At 70.7% G+C, this 19,277-nt stretch carries 20 protein-coding genes; 9 read left to right on the top strand and 11 right to left on the bottom strand.

Going from position 1 to position 19,277, the window contains the following annotated elements; translation table 11 throughout:
- Positions 1–55 precede the first annotated feature (55 nt).
- Positions 56–505: a sec-independent translocase gene (locus tag OHO27_RS14005; protein ID WP_328423760.1), complete on the top strand. Its 450-nt coding sequence runs from the start codon at positions 56–58 to the stop codon at positions 503–505.
- 228 nt (positions 506–733) lie between these two features.
- Positions 734–1,402, top strand: coding sequence for a hypothetical protein (locus OHO27_RS14000; protein WP_328423758.1), 669 nt, complete (start codon positions 734–736; stop codon positions 1,400–1,402).
- Positions 1,403–1,481: 79 nt separating this feature from the next.
- Here OHO27_RS14000 and OHO27_RS13995 read toward each other — a convergent pair whose 3' ends face one another.
- From OHO27_RS13995 to OHO27_RS13985, 3 genes are read right to left on the bottom strand one after another with little or no spacing between them, the layout of a single operon-like run.
- A complete protein-coding gene (locus OHO27_RS13995; RefSeq protein WP_328423756.1) occupies positions 1,482–2,615 on the bottom strand; it encodes an Mrp/NBP35 family ATP-binding protein in 1,134 nt (377 codons plus the stop codon).
- A 42-nt stretch (positions 2,616–2,657) separates the two neighbouring features.
- A complete protein-coding gene (locus tag OHO27_RS13990) occupies positions 2,658–3,269 on the bottom strand; it encodes a DUF1003 domain-containing protein (protein WP_328423754.1) in 612 nt (203 codons plus the stop codon).
- A complete protein-coding gene (locus OHO27_RS13985) occupies positions 3,259–4,554 on the bottom strand; it encodes a magnesium transporter MgtE N-terminal domain-containing protein (RefSeq protein ID WP_328423752.1) in 1,296 nt (431 codons plus the stop codon). Before OHO27_RS13985 ends, OHO27_RS13990 begins: the two co-directional genes overlap by 11 nt.
- A 211-nt stretch (positions 4,555–4,765) precedes the next feature.
- Between OHO27_RS13985 and OHO27_RS13980 the strand changes: the two genes are divergently transcribed.
- Positions 4,766–5,506 carry a hypothetical protein gene (locus tag OHO27_RS13980; RefSeq protein WP_328423750.1) on the top strand — a complete coding sequence of 247 codons (741 nt, stop codon included), beginning with the start codon at positions 4,766–4,768 and terminating at the stop codon, positions 5,504–5,506.
- A 59-nt stretch (positions 5,507–5,565) separates the two neighbouring features.
- Here the strand turns inward: OHO27_RS13980 and OHO27_RS13975 are convergent, their stop codons facing one another.
- A complete protein-coding gene (locus OHO27_RS13975) occupies positions 5,566–6,084 on the bottom strand; it encodes a hypothetical protein (protein WP_328423748.1) in 519 nt (172 codons plus the stop codon).
- Positions 6,085–6,139: 55 nt separating this feature from the next.
- Positions 6,140–7,255, bottom strand: coding sequence for a magnesium and cobalt transport protein CorA (locus OHO27_RS13970; protein ID WP_328423746.1), 1,116 nt, complete (start codon positions 7,253–7,255; stop codon positions 6,140–6,142).
- A gap of 507 nt (positions 7,256–7,762) precedes the next feature.
- On the opposite strand from OHO27_RS13970, the gene OHO27_RS13965 reads away from it, so the two are divergent.
- Positions 7,763–8,347 carry a suppressor of fused domain protein gene (locus OHO27_RS13965; protein WP_328423744.1) on the top strand — a complete coding sequence of 195 codons (585 nt, stop codon included), beginning with the start codon at positions 7,763–7,765 and terminating at the stop codon, positions 8,345–8,347.
- 41 nt (positions 8,348–8,388) lie between these two features.
- On the opposite strand, the gene OHO27_RS13960 is transcribed toward OHO27_RS13965, so the two are convergent.
- A complete protein-coding gene (locus tag OHO27_RS13960) occupies positions 8,389–9,615 on the bottom strand; it encodes an MFS transporter (RefSeq protein ID WP_328423742.1) in 1,227 nt (408 codons plus the stop codon).
- Positions 9,616–9,773: 158 nt separating this feature from the next.
- Here OHO27_RS13960 and OHO27_RS13955 point away from each other — a divergent pair, with 158 nt between their 5' ends.
- From OHO27_RS13955 to OHO27_RS13945, 3 genes are all read left to right on the top strand, one after another.
- Positions 9,774–10,415: a DUF6758 family protein gene (locus tag OHO27_RS13955; RefSeq protein WP_328423740.1), complete on the top strand. Its 642-nt coding sequence runs from the start codon at positions 9,774–9,776 to the stop codon at positions 10,413–10,415.
- 220 nt (positions 10,416–10,635) lie between these two features.
- Positions 10,636–11,493 (top strand): PHP domain-containing protein, encoded by an 858-nt coding sequence (locus OHO27_RS13950; protein WP_328423738.1) that lies wholly within the window; start codon positions 10,636–10,638, stop codon positions 11,491–11,493.
- Between the two features lie 77 nt (positions 11,494–11,570).
- On the top strand, positions 11,571–12,176 hold the full coding sequence (locus OHO27_RS13945; protein ID WP_328423736.1) for a MarC family protein: 606 nt from the start codon (positions 11,571–11,573) through the stop codon (positions 12,174–12,176).
- A 93-nt stretch (positions 12,177–12,269) separates the two neighbouring features.
- On the opposite strand, the gene OHO27_RS13940 is transcribed toward OHO27_RS13945, so the two are convergent.
- Positions 12,270–12,422, bottom strand: a complete 153-nt coding sequence (locus OHO27_RS13940) for a hypothetical protein (protein ID WP_328423734.1) — start codon at positions 12,420–12,422, stop codon at positions 12,270–12,272.
- 206 nt (positions 12,423–12,628) lie between these two features.
- Between OHO27_RS13940 and OHO27_RS13935 the strand changes: the two genes are divergently transcribed.
- The gene (locus OHO27_RS13935) at positions 12,629–13,522 is read left to right on the top strand and encodes an NYN domain-containing protein (RefSeq protein WP_328423732.1); all 894 of its coding nucleotides are present in this window, start codon (positions 12,629–12,631) and stop codon (positions 13,520–13,522) included.
- A 12-nt stretch (positions 13,523–13,534) separates the two neighbouring features.
- On the opposite strand, the gene OHO27_RS13930 is transcribed toward OHO27_RS13935, so the two are convergent.
- Together OHO27_RS13930 and OHO27_RS13925 are read right to left on the bottom strand one after the other, a co-directional pair.
- Positions 13,535–14,464 carry an alpha/beta fold hydrolase gene (locus OHO27_RS13930; protein ID WP_443059543.1) on the bottom strand — a complete coding sequence of 310 codons (930 nt, stop codon included), beginning with the start codon at positions 14,462–14,464 and terminating at the stop codon, positions 13,535–13,537.
- Between the two features lie 66 nt (positions 14,465–14,530).
- Positions 14,531–17,062 (bottom strand): DEAD/DEAH box helicase, encoded by a 2,532-nt coding sequence (locus OHO27_RS13925; protein ID WP_328430427.1) that lies wholly within the window; start codon positions 17,060–17,062, stop codon positions 14,531–14,533.
- 472 nt (positions 17,063–17,534) lie between these two features.
- On the opposite strand from OHO27_RS13925, the gene OHO27_RS13920 reads away from it, so the two are divergent.
- On the top strand, positions 17,535–18,317 hold the full coding sequence (locus OHO27_RS13920) for a ferritin-like fold-containing protein (RefSeq protein WP_328423728.1): 783 nt from the start codon (positions 17,535–17,537) through the stop codon (positions 18,315–18,317).
- A 168-nt stretch (positions 18,318–18,485) separates the two neighbouring features.
- Here the strand turns inward: OHO27_RS13920 and OHO27_RS13915 are convergent, their stop codons facing one another.
- On the bottom strand, positions 18,486–18,755 hold the full coding sequence (locus OHO27_RS13915) for a hypothetical protein (protein WP_328423725.1): 270 nt from the start codon (positions 18,753–18,755) through the stop codon (positions 18,486–18,488).
- A 182-nt stretch (positions 18,756–18,937) separates the two neighbouring features.
- Positions 18,938–19,165, bottom strand: coding sequence for a DUF3107 domain-containing protein (locus OHO27_RS13910; protein ID WP_062711803.1), 228 nt, complete (start codon positions 19,163–19,165; stop codon positions 18,938–18,940).
- Between the last annotated feature and the right edge of the window lie 112 nt (positions 19,166–19,277).

The following is a 19,277-nucleotide window of genomic DNA, read 5'->3' as shown; positions in this document are numbered from 1 at the left end:
GTAGCGGATCGCCGGGTACCGTGGAGCCGACCGAGGACATCGCAAGGAGCTTCAGGTGTTCAATGACATAGGACCGCTCGAGCTGGTGACGCTCATTGTCCTCGCCGTGCTCGTCTTCGGTCCGGACAAGCTCCCCAAGCTCATCCAGGACGCCACGCGGACGATCCGCAAGATCCGCGAGTTCTCGGAGAGCGCCAAGCAGGACATCCGGCAGGAACTGGGTCCGGAGTTCAAGGACTTCGAATTCGAGGACCTCAACCCCAAGGCGTTCATCCGCAAGCAGCTGGACAACGACGAGCTGGGGCTGAAGGAGATCCGCAACGGCTTCGACCTGAAGAAGGAAATGGCCGAGGTCACCGACGCCGTCCACAGCCGTGACGCGGAATCGTCCTCGTCGTCCTCCGCCTCGGGAACCTCTGGTTCCGCCGCCGGCGCGATCGACATGACGAAGAAGCCGGAGAACCCCCGCGACGAGCGCCCGCCCTACGACGCCGACGCCACCTGACCGGTACGAACAGGCGGGCGGGACACCGCCCGTACGTGACGCTTCTCATACTCCGCTCGGGTCGTGCACGGCCTGAACCCGCCCTCTGCGCGCCCCGCGCGCCGGGCGGTTTCACGGCTGCTCGCAGCGGTGTGGCTATGCTGCCGAGTTGTTGTGCGGACCGGACGAGTACGCCCGAAGGGGGGCGGGCCGGGCTGGTCCGGCGAGAACGAGGAGGCGTCCGGGCAGATGGAGACGACGAGTCAGACGACGAGTCGGGCAGTCGCGCAGGAACCGGCCGCGGAGAGCGGGCAGCAGGTCCCCACCGCCCGGCGTACGGTCGACGGCTACCTGTTGGCGCCCTTCCCGTGGTACGGCCTCGACGAGGCCTTCACGGGGCCGCGCTGGCTGATGCAGGTCGGCATGGCGGCCGACGGGTCCGTGGAACACGGATCGGTCGGGCACGGCGACGAGCCCTCCGTACGGAACGAGGCGACGGAGGACCGGGAGAAGTTCGCGGTGGTCGTGACCGTCGCGGCGAACCCGTCCCGGCGCAGCGCCGACGGTACGGGGCTGCTGGAGGCCACGTCGGTGTCCTCGGCGGCATGGCTCGCGGGGGTGGGGCTGCTGTCCTTCACCTGGCCGGGCCAGATGGACCACTCGCTGCGCGACGACTGGCTGGATCAGCAGACGGAGACGGCGTGGGCCCTCGCGGACGACCTCGAGGGTTCGGACTGGTCGACGCTGTCCCTGCCGGTGGACGGGGTGCCCACGCCCTTCCACTACCGGGAGTCCGAGTTCGGCTGGGTGCTGGCCGGCTCCACTCAGGAGGGGGTGCACGTGGGGGCGTACGGGCGAGGCATGAGCGCGTACGGGTTGGGCTTCGCCATGATCAAGGACATCTCGGCGTACGCCTAGGTTTCGGCCTGCCGTGAGACACGGTTACGACGATGGGGGCGCCGTCCGGTGAGACGGCGCCCCCATCCTCGTACAGCACTCAGAACTTGTTGCGCGGCGTGATCCCCAGCGACATGCCCGACAGGCCCCGCTGGCGGCCTCCCAGCTTCCCCGCGATCGCGCGCAGGGCCGAGCCCGCCGGGGAGTCCGGGTCGGTCAGGACGACCGGCTTGCCCTCGTCGCCGCCCTCGCGCAGGCGGACGTCGATGGGGATGCTGCCGAGGACCGGGACGTTGGCGCCCGTCGTGCGGGTGAGGCCCTCGGCGACCCTCTGGCCGCCGCCCGTGCCGAAGACGTCGACCATCTCGTCGCAGTGCGGGCAGGGCAGGCCGGACATGTTCTCGACCACGCCGACGATCTTCTGGTGGGTCTGGACGGCGATGGAGCCGGCCCGCTCGGCGACCTCGGCGGCCGCCTGCTGAGGCGTGGTGACGACGAGGATCTCCGCGTTCGGGACCAGCTGGGCCACCGAGATCGCGATGTCGCCCGTGCCCGGGGGAAGGTCCAGGAGCAGGACGTCCAGGTCACCCCAGTACACGTCCGCCAGGAACTGCTGGAGCGCGCGGTGCAGCATCGGGCCGCGCCAGACCACCGGGGCGTTGCCCGGCGTGAACATGCCGATGGAGATGACCTTCACGCCGTTCGCCGACGGCGGCATGATCATGTTCTCGACCTGGGTCGGACGCCCGTCGGCGCCCAGCATGCGCGGCACGCTGTGGCCGTAGATGTCGGCGTCGACGACGCCCACCTTGAGGCCGTCGGCCGCCATCGCCGCCGCCAGGTTGACCGTCACGGACGACTTGCCGACGCCGCCCTTGCCGGAGGCGACCGCGTACACGCGGGTCAGCGAGCCCGGTTTGGCGAAGGGCACCTCACGCTCGGCGGTGCCGCCGCGCAGGGCGTTCGCCAGTTCCTTGCGCTGCTCGTCGCTCATGACGTCGAGGGTGACGTCGACACGGGTGACGCCGTCGACGCGGGAGACGGCGTCCGTCACGCGCTGGGTGATCGTCTCGCGCATCGGGCAGCCGGAGACCGTCAGGTACACGGTGACCGCGACCGCACCGTCCGCACCGATCTCCACCGACTTGACCATCCCCAGTTCGGTGATGGGACGGTTGATCTCGGGGTCGTTCACCGTCGCCAGTGCTTCGCGCACCGCGTCTTCCGTAGCCATAGGACGATGGTACGGCGCGGTAGCCATGCCCGGGTAAGCCCGTCAGCGGTCGTCTACGTCACGTCCAGCAGACCGATCTGCCGGGAATACCCCGTGCTCGCGGTGACCGCCGTGCCGGTGACCGTTGCCCCGCTCGTCCAGGTCCTTCTGCAGGTCCTGCAGCTCCGAGCGCATCCAGTCGCGGGTGGCCACCTCGCCCAGGCCGATGCGCAGCGCGGCGATCTCGCGGGTCAGGTACTCGGTGTCGGCGATCGACCGCTCGTTCTGCTTGCGGTCCTGCTCCAGGTTGACCCGGTCGCGGTCGTCCTGCCGGTTCTGCGCGAGCAGGATCAGCGGGGCGGCGTAGGAGGCCTGCAGGGACAGGGCCAGCGTCAGGAAGATGAACGGGTACTCGTCGAACCGCAGATCGCCCGGTGCGGCGATGTTCCACAGCACCCACACGATGATCACGATCGTCATCCAGACGAGGAACCGTCCGGTGCCGATGAAGCGGGCGACGCGCTCCGACAGCCGTCCGAAGGCCTCCGGATCCCACTCGGGCAGGATCCGGCGGCGCGGCGGGCGGGGCTGGTCGAGGCGCGTACGGGGCGCCCGGGTGGTCGCGGTGGCGCCCGACACGACGCGCTCGCGCGTGCCCTCGCGTTCAGGAGCCATTCACCGTCACCCCCTCGCCCGCGCCCTCGTCCAGGTGGAACTCCGTCTCCCGCCAGTCGTCGGGAAGCATGTGGTCCAGTACGTCGTCCACGGTCACCACGCCCAGCAGCGATCCGGACTCGTCAACGACGGGCGCCGCGACCATGTCGTACGTCGCGAAGAACCCGGCGACGACCGGCAGCGCCGCGTCCGGGTCCAGGGCCTCCAGAGCCTCGTCGACCATCGAGCTGACCAGCGTGTACGGCGGGTCGCGCAGCAGCCGCTGGAAGTGGACCGTGCCGAGGTACTTGCCGGTCGGGGTCTCGTCGGGCGGTCGGCAGACGTAGACCTGGGCGGCCAGGGCGGGGGACAGGTCGGGGTTGCGGACCCGGGCGAGGGCGTCGGCGACGGTGGCGTCGGGGCGCAGGATGACCGGCTCGGTCGTCATCAGCCCGCCGGCCGTGTGCTCCTCGTACGCCATCAGGCGGCGCATGTCGGCCGCGTCGGCGGGCTGCATCAGGCTCAGCAGCCGCTCCTTGTCGTCCTCCGGCAGCTCAGCGAGCAGGTCGGCCGCGTCGTCCGGGTCCATGGCCTCTAGGACATCGGCGGCACGCTCCTCCTTCAGCTTGCCGAGGATCTCGATCTGGTCGTCCTCGGGGAGCTCCTCGAGGACGTCGGCGAGGCGGTCGTCGTCGAGGGCCGCGGCGACCTCGGCACGACGCTTGGGGGAGAGGTGGTGCAGGACGTTGGCGAGGTCGGCGGGGCGCAGCTGCTCGAAGGTGGCGAGGAGGCTCTCGGCGCCCTGTCCCTTCTCCTCCAGGGTGAAGCCGGTGACGGCGGACCACTCGACGGTCAGCGACTCGCCCTTGGCCCGCCGGAAGGCGCCGCTCCGGCCCCCCTTGCGCACGAACACCTTGTCGATCTCCCAGTCCCGGCGGGCCGGCAGCTGCCCGACCGACAGATCGAGGACGGTGACCTCCTCGCCGGTCTCGACGAGGGTGACGCGCCGGTCGAGCAGCTCGCCGAAGACGAGGCGCTCGGTGGGGCGCTGCTCGAAACGGCGGACGTTGAGCACGCCGGTCGTGATGACCTGGCCGGACTCGATGCTGGTGACGCGGGTCATGGGCAGGAAGAGGCGGCGCCGGGTGGAGAGTTCGACGACCAGGCCGAGCAGCCGTGGCGGGCGCCGGCCGACGCGCAGCATGACGACCAGATCGCGGACCCTCCCCACCTGGTCGCCGTTCGGGTCGAACGCGGCGACGCCGGCGAGGTGCGAGACGAAGATCCGGGGAGCGCCGGCTGCCATGGCTGAGGCTCCTTTGCCTGCTGATGCGCTTGCCGATTCGTGGACTGTGCCGCTTACCCGAATTGCCCGCTCGGGTGGGCTTCAGGCTAGCCCGTCCGGATCCGATACGCCCTGGTGAGCAGTCCGGACGGACTGGCTCCGCCCGAGCCCTGACACCCCGGTACGCTGCGGTACGCCGCTCGGGTCCCACAACAGAAAGGCAGCCCCACCTGTGCCTGCGATTCCTCAGGGTCGTATTCGCCGGGCCGCGATGGTGAGCGCCGTGTGCGCTCTGGTCGTGTCGGGAGCCGGACTGACGGGATGCAGTGAGGACCCGGACGAGGGCACCAACGGTGTCGGCAAGCTGACGGCCGCCGAGATCCAGCGCAAGTCCCGCACGGCCGCCGATTCCGCCGAAGCGGTCCGCCTCGCCGGGAGCGTGGTCACCAGCGGGCGCACCTACAAGCTCGACATGCAGCTGAATTCCGACGGCGGCACGGGGTCGGTCACCGCCCAGGGGGCCACGTTCCAACTGCTGCGGATCGGCGAGCAGCTGTATCTGAAGGCCGACGGCGGGTTCTGGAGCGACGCGGACGGCGCCAAGACCGATGCGGCAGCGGACAAGCTGAACGGCAAGTACGTGAGAGTGCCGGAGGGTGATCCGTCGTACAAGAAGTTCAGCGGCTTCACGGACAAGGGTGTCCTGCTCGACGGCCTGTTGACGCTCCACGGCGCTCTCGCCACCGACGGGCGCCAGGAGCAGGACGGCACCCCGACCATCCGCATCACCGGCGACAAGGGCGCCGGCGGCACCCTCGACGTCTCCCTGGAGGGCACCCCGTACCCTCTCCGCCTCACCCGCGCGGGCGGCGGGGGCACCTTGACCTTCTCAGCCTGGGGCAAGGACTTCCCGCTGGAGAAGCCGGCCAAGGACGAGACGGTGGACTACGGCAAGCAGCTGCCGACGTCCTGACGGCGCTGCTCAGCGACAGCCCGACCGCCCTGCCGATGCACCGCCCGGCGCAGTAGCGCCTAGCGGCGCCGCTTCTTCTTCTTCTTCAGCAGCAGCCGCGGCAGCCCCGCGGGGATCGGCTGACGCGTCGTCGCCGGGGAAGGCAAGGGGGCTTCGGCCAGTGAGCCGTCCGGCAGCGGGGCGGTGGCTCCCGTCGGCTCCAGGCGCAGCACCCGGCACTCGCGGGCCCAGCGGGACGGCATGGCCTCACCGTCGGGTGCGTTGAGGCGCTTGCCCTTCAGCTCGGCGACCGTCGCCTCCCACTGCTCGGAGCCCGGCGCCAGTTCCACGACCTTCGCCGACCAGGAGACCAGCCGGCCGCCCTTGTCCTTGCTGCGGACCGTCACCTCGGCCGTGGCCCCGTCGACCAGCCCCGGCAGCGGCTGCTCGCCCGGCCCGTCGCCGACGACGCACGCCGCCCCCTCGTGCCACGCGTGCCACAGCGCCCGGGCCGGGACGCCGGGTCCGCTGACCCAGACGAGGCCGGACTTCTTCGTGGCCTCCTCGACGAGGGCCTGGTCGAGCAGCTCGCTTGTCATGGCCCAAGCCTATCCAGGCGCCCGCGGCCCGGTCCCGGTCGCCGGATCGGGCCGCTCAGAGCCATCCGTTCCGCTTCAGCGTGCGGTGGATGCCCAGGCAGATGGCCACCGTGACGCTCATGATCACCGGGTAGCCGTACTTCCAGTGCGTCTCCGGCATGTAGTCGAAGTTCATGCCGTACACCCCGCACACCATCGTCGGTACGGCGATGATCGCGGCCCACGAGGTGATCTTCCGCATGTCCTCGTTCTGTGCCACGGACGCCTGCGCGAGGTTGGCCTGGAGGATCGAGTTGAGGAGCTCGTCGAAGCCGATGACCTGCTCGTGCACCCGCGCGACATGGTCGGCGACGTCCCGGAAGTACTTCTGGATGTCCGGGTCGATCAGCCGCATCGGCCGCTCGCTCAGCAGCTGCATGGGCCGCAGCAGCGGCGACACGGCGCGCTTGAACTCGAGGACCTCGCGCTTGAGTTGGTAGATCCGCCCCGCGTCCGTGCCGCGCGGCGTGCCCTTGCGGCCGGGCGAGAAGACCTCGGTCTCCACCTCGTCGATGTCGTCCTGCACCGCGTCGGCGACAGCGATGTACCCGTCGACGACGTGGTCGGCGATCGCGTGCAGCACGGCCGACGGGCCCTTGGCGAGCAGTTCGGGGTCGTCCTGCAGCCGGTGCCGCAGCGCCCGCAGCGAGCCCTGCCCGCCGTGCCGGACGGTGATGAAGAAGTCCCGGCCGGTGAAGCACATGACCTCGCCGGTCTCGACGACCTCGCTGTTGGCGGTGAGTTCGTCGTGCTCGACGTAGTGGATGGTCTTGAAGACGGTGAACAGAGAGTCGTCGTAGCGCTCCAGCTTGGGGCGCTGGTGGGCCTGCACCGCGTCCTCGACGGCCAGCGGGTGCAGCCCGAACTCACTGGCGATACCGGCGAATTCGGCCTCGGTCGGCTCGTGCAGCCCGATCCACACGAAGCCTCCGTCCCGCCGTACCCGGCGCATCGCCTCGTGCGGGGTCAGCGGCTGCGGGGTCTCGACGCGGGCGCCGCTGCGGTAGACGGCGCAGTCGATGACGGCGGAGGGCGTCGCGGGGTCGCGGGTGGTGTCGTAAGCGCCACTGTCCTTGCGCAGCGAGACGCGGGAAGGGCGGACCACGGCACGCAGGTCGCGGATCATCGACATGAGCAAGCTCCTTCGCAACGGGCAACGAAGCGTGGGGGCCGCAGCACGGTTGGAACTACCCGGAATGGGGACGTCCTGACTTCAGGATGTTTGGCACGTCCACAAAGCGGGGAGCACCGCACCGTCGCGGTGATGGGCTTCGTTGCTGATTCAGATCAGACAGATCAGGCAAAGCGAAACGAAGTGCTCTTCCGCGTGAGGACGCGAGCATGAAAGGCGGCGGTCAGCCGGAGGCGGAACAGCCGGATCAGCTACATCAGCGGCGGGAAGAGCGAGTGGTACTGCACGGTCGACTTCGATCCATGACAGCCCCACCTCCTCCGGCCGGTCCCTCGTGAGGGACGATCCACACCCCGTTCGGGGTTCCCCGTAGGGGAGTCTCAATTCGGTGTCAGGACTCGATCGCGAAGCTTCTGCATGCTGTCCCGAACACCGGGCAAGAGTATCAGCCGACTGAAGTGTCAAGGCGCTCCTTTGCCCGGTACTGACGAGTTCTATGCTCGGCGCATGGCTGATGTTCTCCCTCTGGTCGAGGCCCGGTTGCGCTCCGCGCTGGGCGAACCGGACGCACGCGCGGCGGTCACCTTCCTCGGTACGGACCGCATGGAGGTACTCCGTTTCCAGGAGGGAGACCTCGTGCGCTACGCCACACTCGGCATGTCCGCGCATCCCATGAACGACCCCACCGCGATGGTCTCCGACCCGGTCAACGGCCCCCGCGCCGAGCTGGTGCTCTCGGTGCGCTCCGGGCTCGCCGACACCGACAAGGTGCTCCGCCCGCTCGCCGTGCTCGCCGCGTCCCCGCAGGTGGAGGGCGTGATCGTGGCTCCGGGTGCCTCGCTGGACGTCGGTGAGCCGCTGTGGCCGGGGGCCCCGTTCACCTCGGTCCTGGTCGCCGAACCGGGCGGCCTGGTCGAGGACCTGGAACTCGACGAGCCTGCCGATCCCGTGCACTTCCTGCCGCTGCTCCCCATGACCCCGAACGAGGCCGCGTGGAAGCGAGTGCACGGCGCCCAGGCCCTCCAGGAGCGCTGGCTGGCGAACGGGACGGACCTCCGGGACCCCGCCCGGACGTCCGTCCCGCTGGACTGACCGCCGCGTGAGCAACCTCACCAACCGGTGGCTGAAAAGCGTCAGTTGGCGAACACGGTCACGCTGTCCTCGGTGGCGTGCGCCGGCGCCAGCTCCTCGGCTTCGTGCGCCAGTGACTTCCGGCGTACGACGACCACGAGCGAGCCCAGTACGGCTGTGACGGCTGCCACGACGAACGGGATACGGAGGCTGCCGGTCCACTCCTCGATCCGCGGCGCGAAGTAGGGCGCGGCCGCCGCGGCGAACCACCGCACGAAGTTGTAGCCCGCGCTCGCCACGGGGCGAGGGGCGTCGGAGACGCCGAGCGCCAGCTCCGTGTAGACGGTGTTGTTCACGCCGATGAACGCGCCGGACAGGATCGTGCAGACGACGGCGGTGGTGTGGTCGCCGTAGCCGAGGACGAGCACGTCCACGGCCAGCAGTACCAGTGAGCCGCCGAGCACCTTCAGCGAGCCGAGGCGCTTCTGCAGGCGCGGTGCCACGATCACCGAGAACACGGCGAGCAGCAGGCCCCAGGCGAAGAACACCGCGCCCGACCGGTACGGGCTCATGTTCAGCACGAACGGTGTGAAGGCCAGCACGGTGAAGAACGTGTAGTTGTAGAAGAACGCCGAGACCGCCGCGGACGCGAGGCCGCCGTGGCCGAGGGCTCTGATCGGGTCCAGCAGCGAGGTCTTGCGGGCCGGCTTCGGTTGCTCCTTCAGGAACGCGGCGATGCACAGGAAGCCGACCGCCATCAGCGCGGCCGTACCGAAGAACGGGTAGCGCCAGCTGGCGTCCCCGAGCAGTGCGCCCAGCAGGGGCCCGCATGCCATGCCGAGGCCGAGGGCGGACTCGTACAGCAGGATCGCCGCCGAGCTGCCGCCGGCTGCCGCGCCGACGATGACGGCGAGGGCCGTCGAGACGAAGAGCGCGTTGCCGAGCCCCCAGCCCGCCCGGAACCCGACCAGCTCGCCGACCGATCCGGACGTGCCCGCGAGCCCGGCGAAGACGATCACGAACGCGAGGCCGAGCAGCAGGGTCTTGCGGCCGCCGATGCGGCTGGAGATGAATCCGGTGACCAGCATCGCCACGGCGGTGATGAGGAAGTACGAGGTGAAGAGCAGGGAGACCTGGCCGGCGGTGGCGTGCAGGCCGCCGGCGATGGACGGCAGGATCGGGTCGACGAGCCCGATGCCCATGAAGGCCACGACGGAAGCGCCGGCAGTCGCCCACACGGCCCTCGGCTGCCGCAGGATGCTGCCCGCTCCCGCGTCGAAGGGGTCCATTGCGTTCTCCAATCCGGACTGAGGTAGGTGGCCGATGCACAGAGTATGTTAGCTAGGCTAATTAATGCAAGCTACATCTATATTCGGTCGGCACGGGTTCCGCCCGGACGGGTGATCGTCCTTGACGTGACGCAGAAGGGGTAGGACCGTGGGGGCCTATGAGGGGCGAACCCAGTTGCCCGAAGTGTGGTGGCCGGGTCAGGGCTCCCGGACTCTTCGCCGACACCTGGCAGTGCGATGTGCATGGCACCGTGCACCCGGTGCAGCCCGTGATCCCGCCCAGCGTCGAGGCCCTCGGTGTGGTCGTGCATCGCACGCATGTGCCGGTGTGGATGCCGTGGCCGCTGCCGATCGGCTGGCTGTTCGCAGGCGTCGCCAGCGCGGGCGACGACCGCAGTGGCGGCCGTGCGACCGCCGTGGCCTGCTCCGGACCCGGTCCGCTGGGCGGCATGGGTGAGCTGATCCTGGTCGCCGAGGAACTAGGTGTCGGCCTCGGCGCGCGCTACGCGGGCATCGACGGTCCGGACCCGGGGCCGTACATGAACGTCGAGAAGCCGCCCCAGGCCAAGGTGCTCGCCGCCGGCCGCCCGACCCCGCTGTGGCATGTCTCCGGCGCCCCCGACGACCGTGCCGTCTTCGCCGGTGAGGCGCTCGGGATGTGGCTGTGGGCGGTCGTGTGGCCCGAGCAGTCGGGGCTGCTCATGTACGACGAGCTGGTGCTGACGGATCTGCGGGATGCGGGGGCCGAGGTGGAGCTGGTGCCCTGCGGGGCGTTGTCGCCGCGCTTGCTTGAGCCGTAGCGCTCCGCTGGGTCGGGCCGTAGTGCGCCCAAGAGCACGGGTGGTCGAGGGTGGTCTGCGGCTGCGGGTGATTTGTGGTTGATCGCGCAGTTCCCCGCGCCCCTTCAGGGCGCTGCCCGTAGGGGGCGCTCGGGCCGTGCGGGTGTGACAAGGGTCGTTGAAAATCTGGTTATCCTTGAGCGGCCCCTTCCGTATCGTCCCCCCGACTGGAGTCCGCGTCGTGCGCATCGATCTGCACACCCACTCCACCGCTTCCGACGGCACGGACACCCCCGCCGAGCTGGTGCTGGGCGCCGCCGCGGCCGGACTGGACGTCGTGGCGCTCACCGACCACGACACCACTCGCGGATACGCCGGGGCCATCGCCGCGCTGCCGGAGGGGCTCACCCTCGTCACCGGTGCCGAGCTGTCCTGCCGTATCGACGGGATCAGCATGCACATGCTGGCCTACCTCTTCGACCCCGAGGAGCCGGCGCTGCTCGCCGAGCGGGAGCTGGTGCGCGACGACCGGGTACCCCGGGCCCAGGGCATGGTCGCCAAGCTCAACGAGCTGGGCGCGCCCGTCACCTGGGAGCAGGTGCTGCGGATCGCCGGTGAGGGCTCGGTCGGGCGGCCGCACGTCGCCTCCGCGCTGGTCGAGCTCGGAGTCGTCCCGACCGTGGGCGACGCCTTCACCGAGGACTGGCTGGCCGACGGCGGCCGGGCCTTCGTGGAGAAGCACGAGACCGACCCGTTCGAGGCGATCCGGCTGATCAAGGCCGCGGGCGGTGTCGCTGTCTTCGCGCACCCCGCCGCGAGCAAGCGGGGCCGCACGGTGCCGGAGTCCGCCATCGCGGAGCTGGCCGCGGCCGGGCTCGACGGCGTCGAGGTCGACCACATGGACCACGACCCCGACACGCGGGCGCGGCTGCGCGGTCTCGCCAAGGAGCTCGGGCTGCTGACGACCGGCTCCAGCGACTACCACGGCAGCCGCAAGACGTGCGTGCTCGGCGAGTACACGACGGACCCCGAGGTGTACGGCGAGATCACACGGCGGGCCACGGGGGCGTTTCCCGTGCCGGGGGCCGGCGGGGCCTGAGGCTCACCCCGTCACCGCTTCACCCGTCACACCCCCATGCCCGCGTCCCGTTCGTTTCGTTTCTCTGCAAGGCACTCATGTTCGACCTCGCCGTCTTCGGCTCCCTCTTCCTGACCCTCTTCGTCATCATGGATCCCCCCGGGATCACCCCGATCTTCCTCGCGCTCACCTCCGGCCGGCCGGCCAAGGTGCAGAAGCGGATGGCCTTCCAGGCCGTCTGTGTGGCCGGCGGTGTGATCACGGTCTTCGGGCTCCTCGGCCATCAGATCCTCAACTACCTGCACGTCTCCGTCCCCGCGCTGATGATCGCGGGCGGGCTGCTGCTCCTGCTGATCGCGCTCGACCTGCTCACCGGCAAGACGGACGAGCCCAAGCAGACCAAGGACGTGAACGTCGCCCTGGTCCCGCTGGGCATGCCGCTGCTCGCCGGGCCCGGTGCGATCGTGTCGGTCATCCTCGCCGTGCAGAAGGCCGACAGCGTCGCCATGCAGGCGTCGGTGTGGACGGCGATCCTCGCCATTCACGTCGTGCTGTGGCTAGTGATGCGGTACTCGCTGCTGATCATCCGGGTCATCAAGGACGGCGGCGTGGTCCTGGTGACGCGGCTCGCGGGCATGATGCTGTCGGCGATCGCGGTGCAGCAGATCATCAACGGCGTCACCCAGGTGATCGAGGGCGGCTGAGCCCCGTGGGGGCGAAGGCCCGGATGCGCGAAGCCCCCGTACGGCGTCAGTGCCGTACGGGGGCTTCGAAGCTGCTGCGGTGATCCGCGCCTGTTACGAGGCCGTGGTCTCGGCCGGTCGGATCCAGAGCCGCTGGCCGATTGCTGCGGCCTGCTGAACGATCCGGTTGACGGAGGCGGCGTCCACGACGGTGCTGTCCACGGGCGTGCCGTCCAGCTCGTCGAGTCGCATGATTTCGAAGCGCAAGGGCTTCTCCCTTCGTCTGGTCATCCTCCTGAGGAGAACTACTTGGTCACACGGGTAACAACCTGCTTCGGGTGGCAAACATTCCCTACGCTAAGGAAATTTTTTCAGTGTCTAAATACTGACCGGTAAACGGCCGGTCGGTGATCAAGGTGAGACCGACCGGGACCGGTTGTGTTCGCAGCGTGACCGCCGGGACAATGGTGGCAATGAACGACGACCTCGCGGCGCTCGGCGCTCGCATCGACCACACCAACGAGCTGCTGCAACGCATGCTCGCCGAGGTGGCGAAGACGCCCTCGACCCATGCGATCTTCGTCGACGCGGGCTATCTCTACGCGGCCGCCGGACGGCTGGTCGCCGGGACGGAGGACCGCAGAGCCTTCGATCTGGACGCCGAGGGGCTGATCGAGGCGCTCATCGACCGGGCGCGCACGATCTTCGCGGACAGCAGGCTGCTGCGGGTCTACTGGTACGACGGCGCCCGGCGCCGCATCCACACGGCGGAACAGCAGTCGATCGCCGAGCTTCCCGACGTGAAGGTGCGGCTGGGGAACCTCAACGCCAACAACCAGCAAAAGGGCGTCGACTCACTGATCAGGACCGACCTGGAGTCCCTGGCCAGGCATCGCGCCATCAGCGACGCGGCCCTGCTCGGCGGGGACGAGGACCTGGTGTCGGCGGTCGAGGCCGCGCAGGGGTACGGCGCGCGGGTGCACCTGTGGGGCATCGAGGCGCCGGAAGGCCGCAACCAGGCCGAGCCCCTGCTCTGGGAGGTCGACAGTCAGCGCACCCTCGACCTCGACTTCTTCAAGCCGTACGTCTCCCGGCGCACGGCCGCCGCATACGAGGCGGCGGGAGCCCGGCCGACCCGGGAGGACGTCCGGTTCGTCGGCGCCCAGATCGCGGCGAAGTGGCTCGCGGCGCGGGGGCGGGAGTCGCTCGTGGAGCTGCTGCCCGGGCACCCGTATCTGCCAGGCTCCGTCGACCAGGATCTGCTGGTGGAGGCCGAGGGGCTGCTGCAGTACTCCCTGCGCGGACAGGCGGATCTGCGGCGGGCGCTGCGGGACGGCTTCTGGGAGCACCTGCAGGCGCAGTACTAGACCAGGCGCGTACTAGACCTGGGTGCCGGCCCCGTCGACGGTGTCCCAGAAGTCGGCGACGGCCTCGGCGGTGCGCAGGGGCTGGTCGGCGTTGGGGGAGTGCTCGGCGCCGGGGATGACGGTGCGACGGGCGTTCAGCCGCGCGGCCATGTCGTCGAGAAGCGCGACCGGCCAGGTGTCGTCGCTCGCGCCCGACAGGACGTGGAACGGGAGCGGGAGGGCCGCGAGTTCGTCCACGCGATCCGGCTCCGTGGTCAACTGGCGCCCCGTGGCGAGGAGTTGAGCGGGCTTCGTGCCGAGCCAACGGCGACGCAGCAGGTCCGGGCCGCCGATGCCGCGCGCCGGCCCGCCGACCTCCTCGGGCGGCCCCATCGCGAGGATCGCCTCCCAGGTCTCGGCCATGGTCATCACCGCGAGCGCGTCCCGCAGCAGCTTCACGCGCTGCTGCTGGGAGTCGGAGATCCGGGCGGGGCCCGACGCCATGAGGGTGAGGGAGCTGAACGGGGTGTGGTCGAGGAGGAGGGCCGCGCGGGCGATCTGGCCGCCGAGGGAGTGGCCGAAGAGATGCAGAGGGGCGTCGAGAGTGCCGAGGGCCGCCGCCTGGGCGAGGACGTCCCGGGCCAACTCGCCTCGCGCGTACGGCGCTTCGTCGCGCTCCGGACCGTCCGACTCGTGCTGTCCCCGCCCGTCGACCGCGATCGTACGGTAGCCGCGCGCCGCGAGCGGCTCGTGCATGAGCGTGAAGTCCTCCTTGCTGCCCGTGAACCCGGGAAGCAGCAGGGCGACACCTCGGACCTCGACGCCGGGAGCGGCGGGGGAGTCGACGACGGCGAAGGTGCCGCGGGAGGTGTGGAGGGGGTAGGCGCGGGCGTTCGGGGGCGGCGTGAAGGCGGGTTGGGTGGTCACGGGGGGAGGGTAGCGGGTGGACCGTAGGACCCCCATGGGTCGGTCCGGGAAAGCCGACGGCCCGGCCCCGCGCGAGGCGGGGCCGGGCCGTCGTACGGGAGATCAGCTCTCCGCGGGCTCCGTGGCGGCCGTGGCCTTGCGGGCACGGCGCACCTTGGGCTTGGCCTCGGCCGCGCCGTCGGCGGCCTCCGCGGTCGCCGCCGCCTTGCCGGTACGGCGACGCGGCGCGGGCGCCTCGGTGGCCTTCGGCTCCGCAGTGGCCGTCGGCTCCTGCGTGGCCTGGGCCGGGATCTCGGCGGCCGCCGCGGTCTTGCGGGTGCGGCGCACCTTGGGCTTGGCCTCGGCGGCCTCGGCCGTGTCGACGGCAGCCTCGGCAGCGGCAGTCGCCTTGCGGGTCCGGCGGGGCTTGGCCTCGGCGGCTTCCGGCTCGGTGACGGTCGCGGCAGCCTTGCGCGTACGACGCGGCTTCGCCTCCGTGCCCTCGGCCGTGTCCACGGCGGCCTCGGCGGTGGCAGTGGCCTTGCGCGTGCGGCGCACCTTGGGCTTGGCCTCGACGGCCTCGGCCGTGTCGACGGCAGCCTCCGCGGCGGCGGCCGTCTTGCGGGTGCGCCGCGGCTTGGCCTCGGCGACCTCCGGCTCCTGGGCGGTCTGAGCCGGGATCTCGGCGGCCGGGACGGCCGACGCCGCGGTCTTGCGGGTGCGACGTGCCTTGGGCTTGTCCTCGGTGGCCTCGGCGGTGTCGACGACGGCTTCGGCCGCAGTCGTTGCCTTACGGGTCCGGCGGCGCGGCTTGGTCTCCGTCGCCTCCGGGGTCTGAGGCGCGGCCTCGGTGGCGCCCTCGGCCGTGTCCACGGCGGTCTCCGCCGGTGCCGTCGCCTTACGCGTGCGGCGGCGCGGCTTGGTGGCGGGGGCCTCGTCGGCCACCGCGACCTGGTCGGACGCGGGAGCCGCAGCGGGCTCGGACGCCTGGACGGCCTCCGACACCTGCGTGGTCTCCGCTTCCGGCGTCTCCGCGGCCTGGGCCGAAGTCGCCTTCGGCTCCGCCGACTTGCGGGTCCGACGGCGGCGCGACTTCGCCGGGGTCTCCTCGGCGGAGTCCAGGGACGGGCCCTCCGCCGTCGTGACGGCCGCCTCCGCGGCGACCGCGGGCTCGGGGGCCGAGGACGTGGCCGTCACGGCCTGCTCCGCCGACGCACCGTTGCGGGTGCGGCGCCTGCGGCGCGGGGTGCGGGGCTCGGTGACGGACTCCGCCGTGGTGGCCCCGGCGGTCTCCTCCGGAGTCCCGGAACCGACGGCGGGCGCCGACGTCTCGTCCAGCGTTGCCCCGCCACGCGTGCGGCGGCGGCGACGCGGCGTACGCGCCGGGCGCTCACGGTCCGACGAGGACGAGCGGGACTCGTCCCGGCCGCCTCGGCCACCGCGACCGCGCGCACCGCGTCCGCCGGTCTCGCCGAGGTCCTCCAGCTGCTCCGCCTCCAGCCCGGCGCGCGTGCGCTCCGAGCGGGGCAGGACGCCCTTGGTGCCCGCGGGGATGCTCAGTTCCTCGAAGAGGTGCGGGGACGTGGAGTACGTCTCCGGCGGGTCGTTGAAGTTCAGCTCCAGCGCCTTGTTGATCAGTTGCCAGCGCGGGATGTCGTCCCAGTCGACGAGGGTGATCGCGATGCCCTTGGCGCCCGCGCGGCCGGTGCGGCCGATGCGGTGCAGGTACGTCTTCTCCTCTTCCGGCGACTGGTAGTTGATGACGTGCGTCACGCCCTCGACGTCGATACCGCGGGCGGCGACGTCGGTGCAGACGAGGACGTCCACCTTGCCGTTGCGGAAGGCGCGCAGGGCCTGCTCGCGGGCGCCCTGGCCGAGGTCGCCGTGGACTGCGCCGGCCGCGAAGCCGCGCTGCTTGAGCTGGTCGGCGAGGTCGGCCGCGGTGCGCTTCGTACGGCAGAAGACCATGGCCAGTCCCCGGCCGTCGGCCTGCAGTATGCGCGCGACCATCTCGGGCTTGTCCATGTTGTGCGCGCGGTACACGTGCTGCGAGGTGTTCGCGACAGTGGCGCCCGCGTCGTCCGGCGCGGTGGCGCGGATGTGGGTGGGCTGCGACATGTAACGGCGCGCGAGGCCGATGACCGCGCCCGGCATGGTCGCCGAGAACAGCATGGTCTGGCGCCTGGCCGGCAGCATGTTGATGATCTTCTCGACGTCGGGCAGGAAGCCCAGGTCGAGCATCTCGTCGGCCTCGTCGAGGACGAGCGCCTTGATGTGCTTGAGGTTGAGCTTCTTCTGGCCCGCGAGGTCCAGCAGTCGGCCCGGGGTGCCGACGATCACGTCGACGCCCTTCTTCAGGGCCTCGACCTGGGGCTCGTAGGCCCGGCCGCCGTAGATCGCGAGGACGCGGACGTTACGCACCTTGCCCGCGGTGAGCAGGTCGTTGGTGACCTGCGTGCACAGCTCGCGGGTGGGGACGACGACGAGCGCCTGCGGGGCGTCGGTGAGGGCGTCGGGCTTGGCGCGCCCGGCCTCCACGTCGGCGGGTACGGTGACGCGCTCGAGGAGCGGGAGGCCGAAGCCCAGCGTCTTGCCGGTGCCGGTCTTGGCCTGGCCGATGACGTCCGTGCCCGAGAGGGCGACGGGGAGGGTCATCTCCTGGATGGGGAAGGGGTTGACGATGCCGACGGCCTCAAGGGCCTCGGCGGTCTCGGGAAGGATTCCGAGCTCTCGGAAAGTCGTAGTCAGGGTGCTGCCTCTTCTGTGTACGCGGTGCGAGGCGAGCGCGGGGGTCTTGACGGACCGTGCCGGGGACGTCGGCTGCCATACGGATTGGCCGTAGGACACGGGACCACTGCCGACGCTCTAGCGCTCGTACCGCTGAGGGTGTCCCTCCGGTCGTCGTACGCATCTGTGCCGTACGGCCGGGGAGGGCTGTCGGGTCGGAGCCGATCGGGCCACCGACCGGGCATCCTCATAACGTGCGGCCCGTCGAATACATCAGGGTACTCAGCGGGCGCATTACCACCATACCCCGGAAACGCGCACATGCGATGGCCGAATTGGTCACGTAGTCGGCGTCACAGTGATTGACCAGGGACTTCCGTGACATGGAGAGCGGGCTATTGTGCGCTTCATGACGACGCCTGACAACACGCCCGACGCCTCCGACACCGCTGACTCCGCCGTCGAGACCGGCGGCACCGTCGCACACACCGGGGTCGCCGCCCAGGACTGGGCGCAGGCCTCCGCCGATCCGCAGTACCGGGCCGCCGTCGTGGACCTGCTCGGCGCGCTGGCCTACGGGGAGCTGGCGGCGTTCGAGCGGCTGGCGGAGGACGCCAAGCTGGCACCGACGCTGGGGGACAAGGCGGAGCTGGCCAAGATGGCGTCGGCCGAGTTCCACCACTACGAGAAGCTGCGGGACCGGCTCACCGAGATCGGCGCCGAGCCCACGCAGGCGATGGAGCCGTTCGTCGCCGCGCTGGACGGATTCCACAAGCAGACGGCGCCCTCGGACTGGCTGGAGGGGCTGGTCAAGGCGTACGTCGGTGACTCGATCGCCAGTGACTTCTACCGGGAGGTCGCCGCGCGGCTCGACTCGGACTCGCGGGGGCTGGTGCTGGCCGTGCTCGACGACACCGGGCACGCGTCGTTCGCCGTGGAGAAGGTGCGGGCCGCCATCGACGCGGATCCGCGTGTGGGTGGACGGCTCGCGTTGTGGGCCCGGCGTTTGATGGGGGAGGCCCTGTCGCAGTCCCAGCGGGTCGTCGCCGACCGGGATGCGCTGTCCACGATGCTCGTGGGCGGGGTCGCGGACGGGTTCGATCTTGCCGAGGTCGGGAAGATGTTCTCGCGGATCACCGAGGCGCACACCAAGCGGATGGCTGCGCTGGGGTTGGCTGCTTAGGCGCCGCCCCTGCGTCCTGGGGGCCCGCGGCCCCCAGACCCCGCTTCGGCCCCTGGACGGGGGTCGTCCTCAAGCGCCGGACGGGCTGACATGCCCGGACCCGCCTCGGGAAATGGTCGTCAGCCTTCGGGCGGCGTCACGAAGCCGGCGGCCGGTCGTCCTCGGAATCTACGCGGTCGCCGAGTGCCGGCTGAGTCTTCCCGCGGGGCGTACCAGCAGGGAGAGAGAGGCGGCGGAGACGACTGCCGCGCCGATCAGGATCACGAGGAGGTTGCCGAAGTCCAGCGCGGTGTGCGTGATGAACGCGCCGAAGAGGGCGCCGGCGACGCCCGTCGGCAGGACCAGGGAACTCGTCGGCAAGCGGTGCGGCAGGCGGCGGGTGGCAGCCCACGCCAGGGCCAGGCCTAGGATCGCGGAGCTGAGCGCTTCCAAGAGCATGCTGGGGTCCCTCCCACATGGCCGACCTGCTCGAACCCGGTCGTAGCCCGTCATACCCCTGACCTGCGGAATGCAATCCTCCTGTGTGATCGACCTGTGCTCCGATCGTGGAGAAACGGGAGGGCCCGGCGACCGTGTCGCCGGGCCCTCCCGTCACGCCTGTTCTGTCGGCGCCTTCTCGCTTACAGCGCGCCGAAGCCCACCTTGCGCGGGGCCGGCTCGCCGAGCTCCACGTACGCGAGGCGGTCTGCCGGGACCAGGACCTTGCGGCCGTGCTCGTCCACGAGGGTCAGCAGCTGTGACTTTCCGGCCAGCGCCTCGGACACCGCCCGCTCGACCTCCTCGGCACTCTGACCGCTCTCCAGAACGATCTCGCGGGGCGCGTGCTGCACGCCGATCTTGACCTCCACGGCTTTGTCCCTCCGACGGTCAGTGAAGTGCGCGACCTTCCGCGCCGTACCCAGCACACATTAGCCCGGTGAGGGGACCGGCATGCTCCGCCCAAGAACGCCAGGAGCGAAC

It is taken from the genome of Streptomyces sp. NBC_00443 (assembly GCF_036014175.1).
In the GTDB taxonomy this organism is placed as follows: Bacteria; Actinomycetota; Actinomycetes; order Streptomycetales; family Streptomycetaceae; genus Streptomyces.
This window is presented reverse-complemented; position numbering and strand designations above follow the sequence as displayed.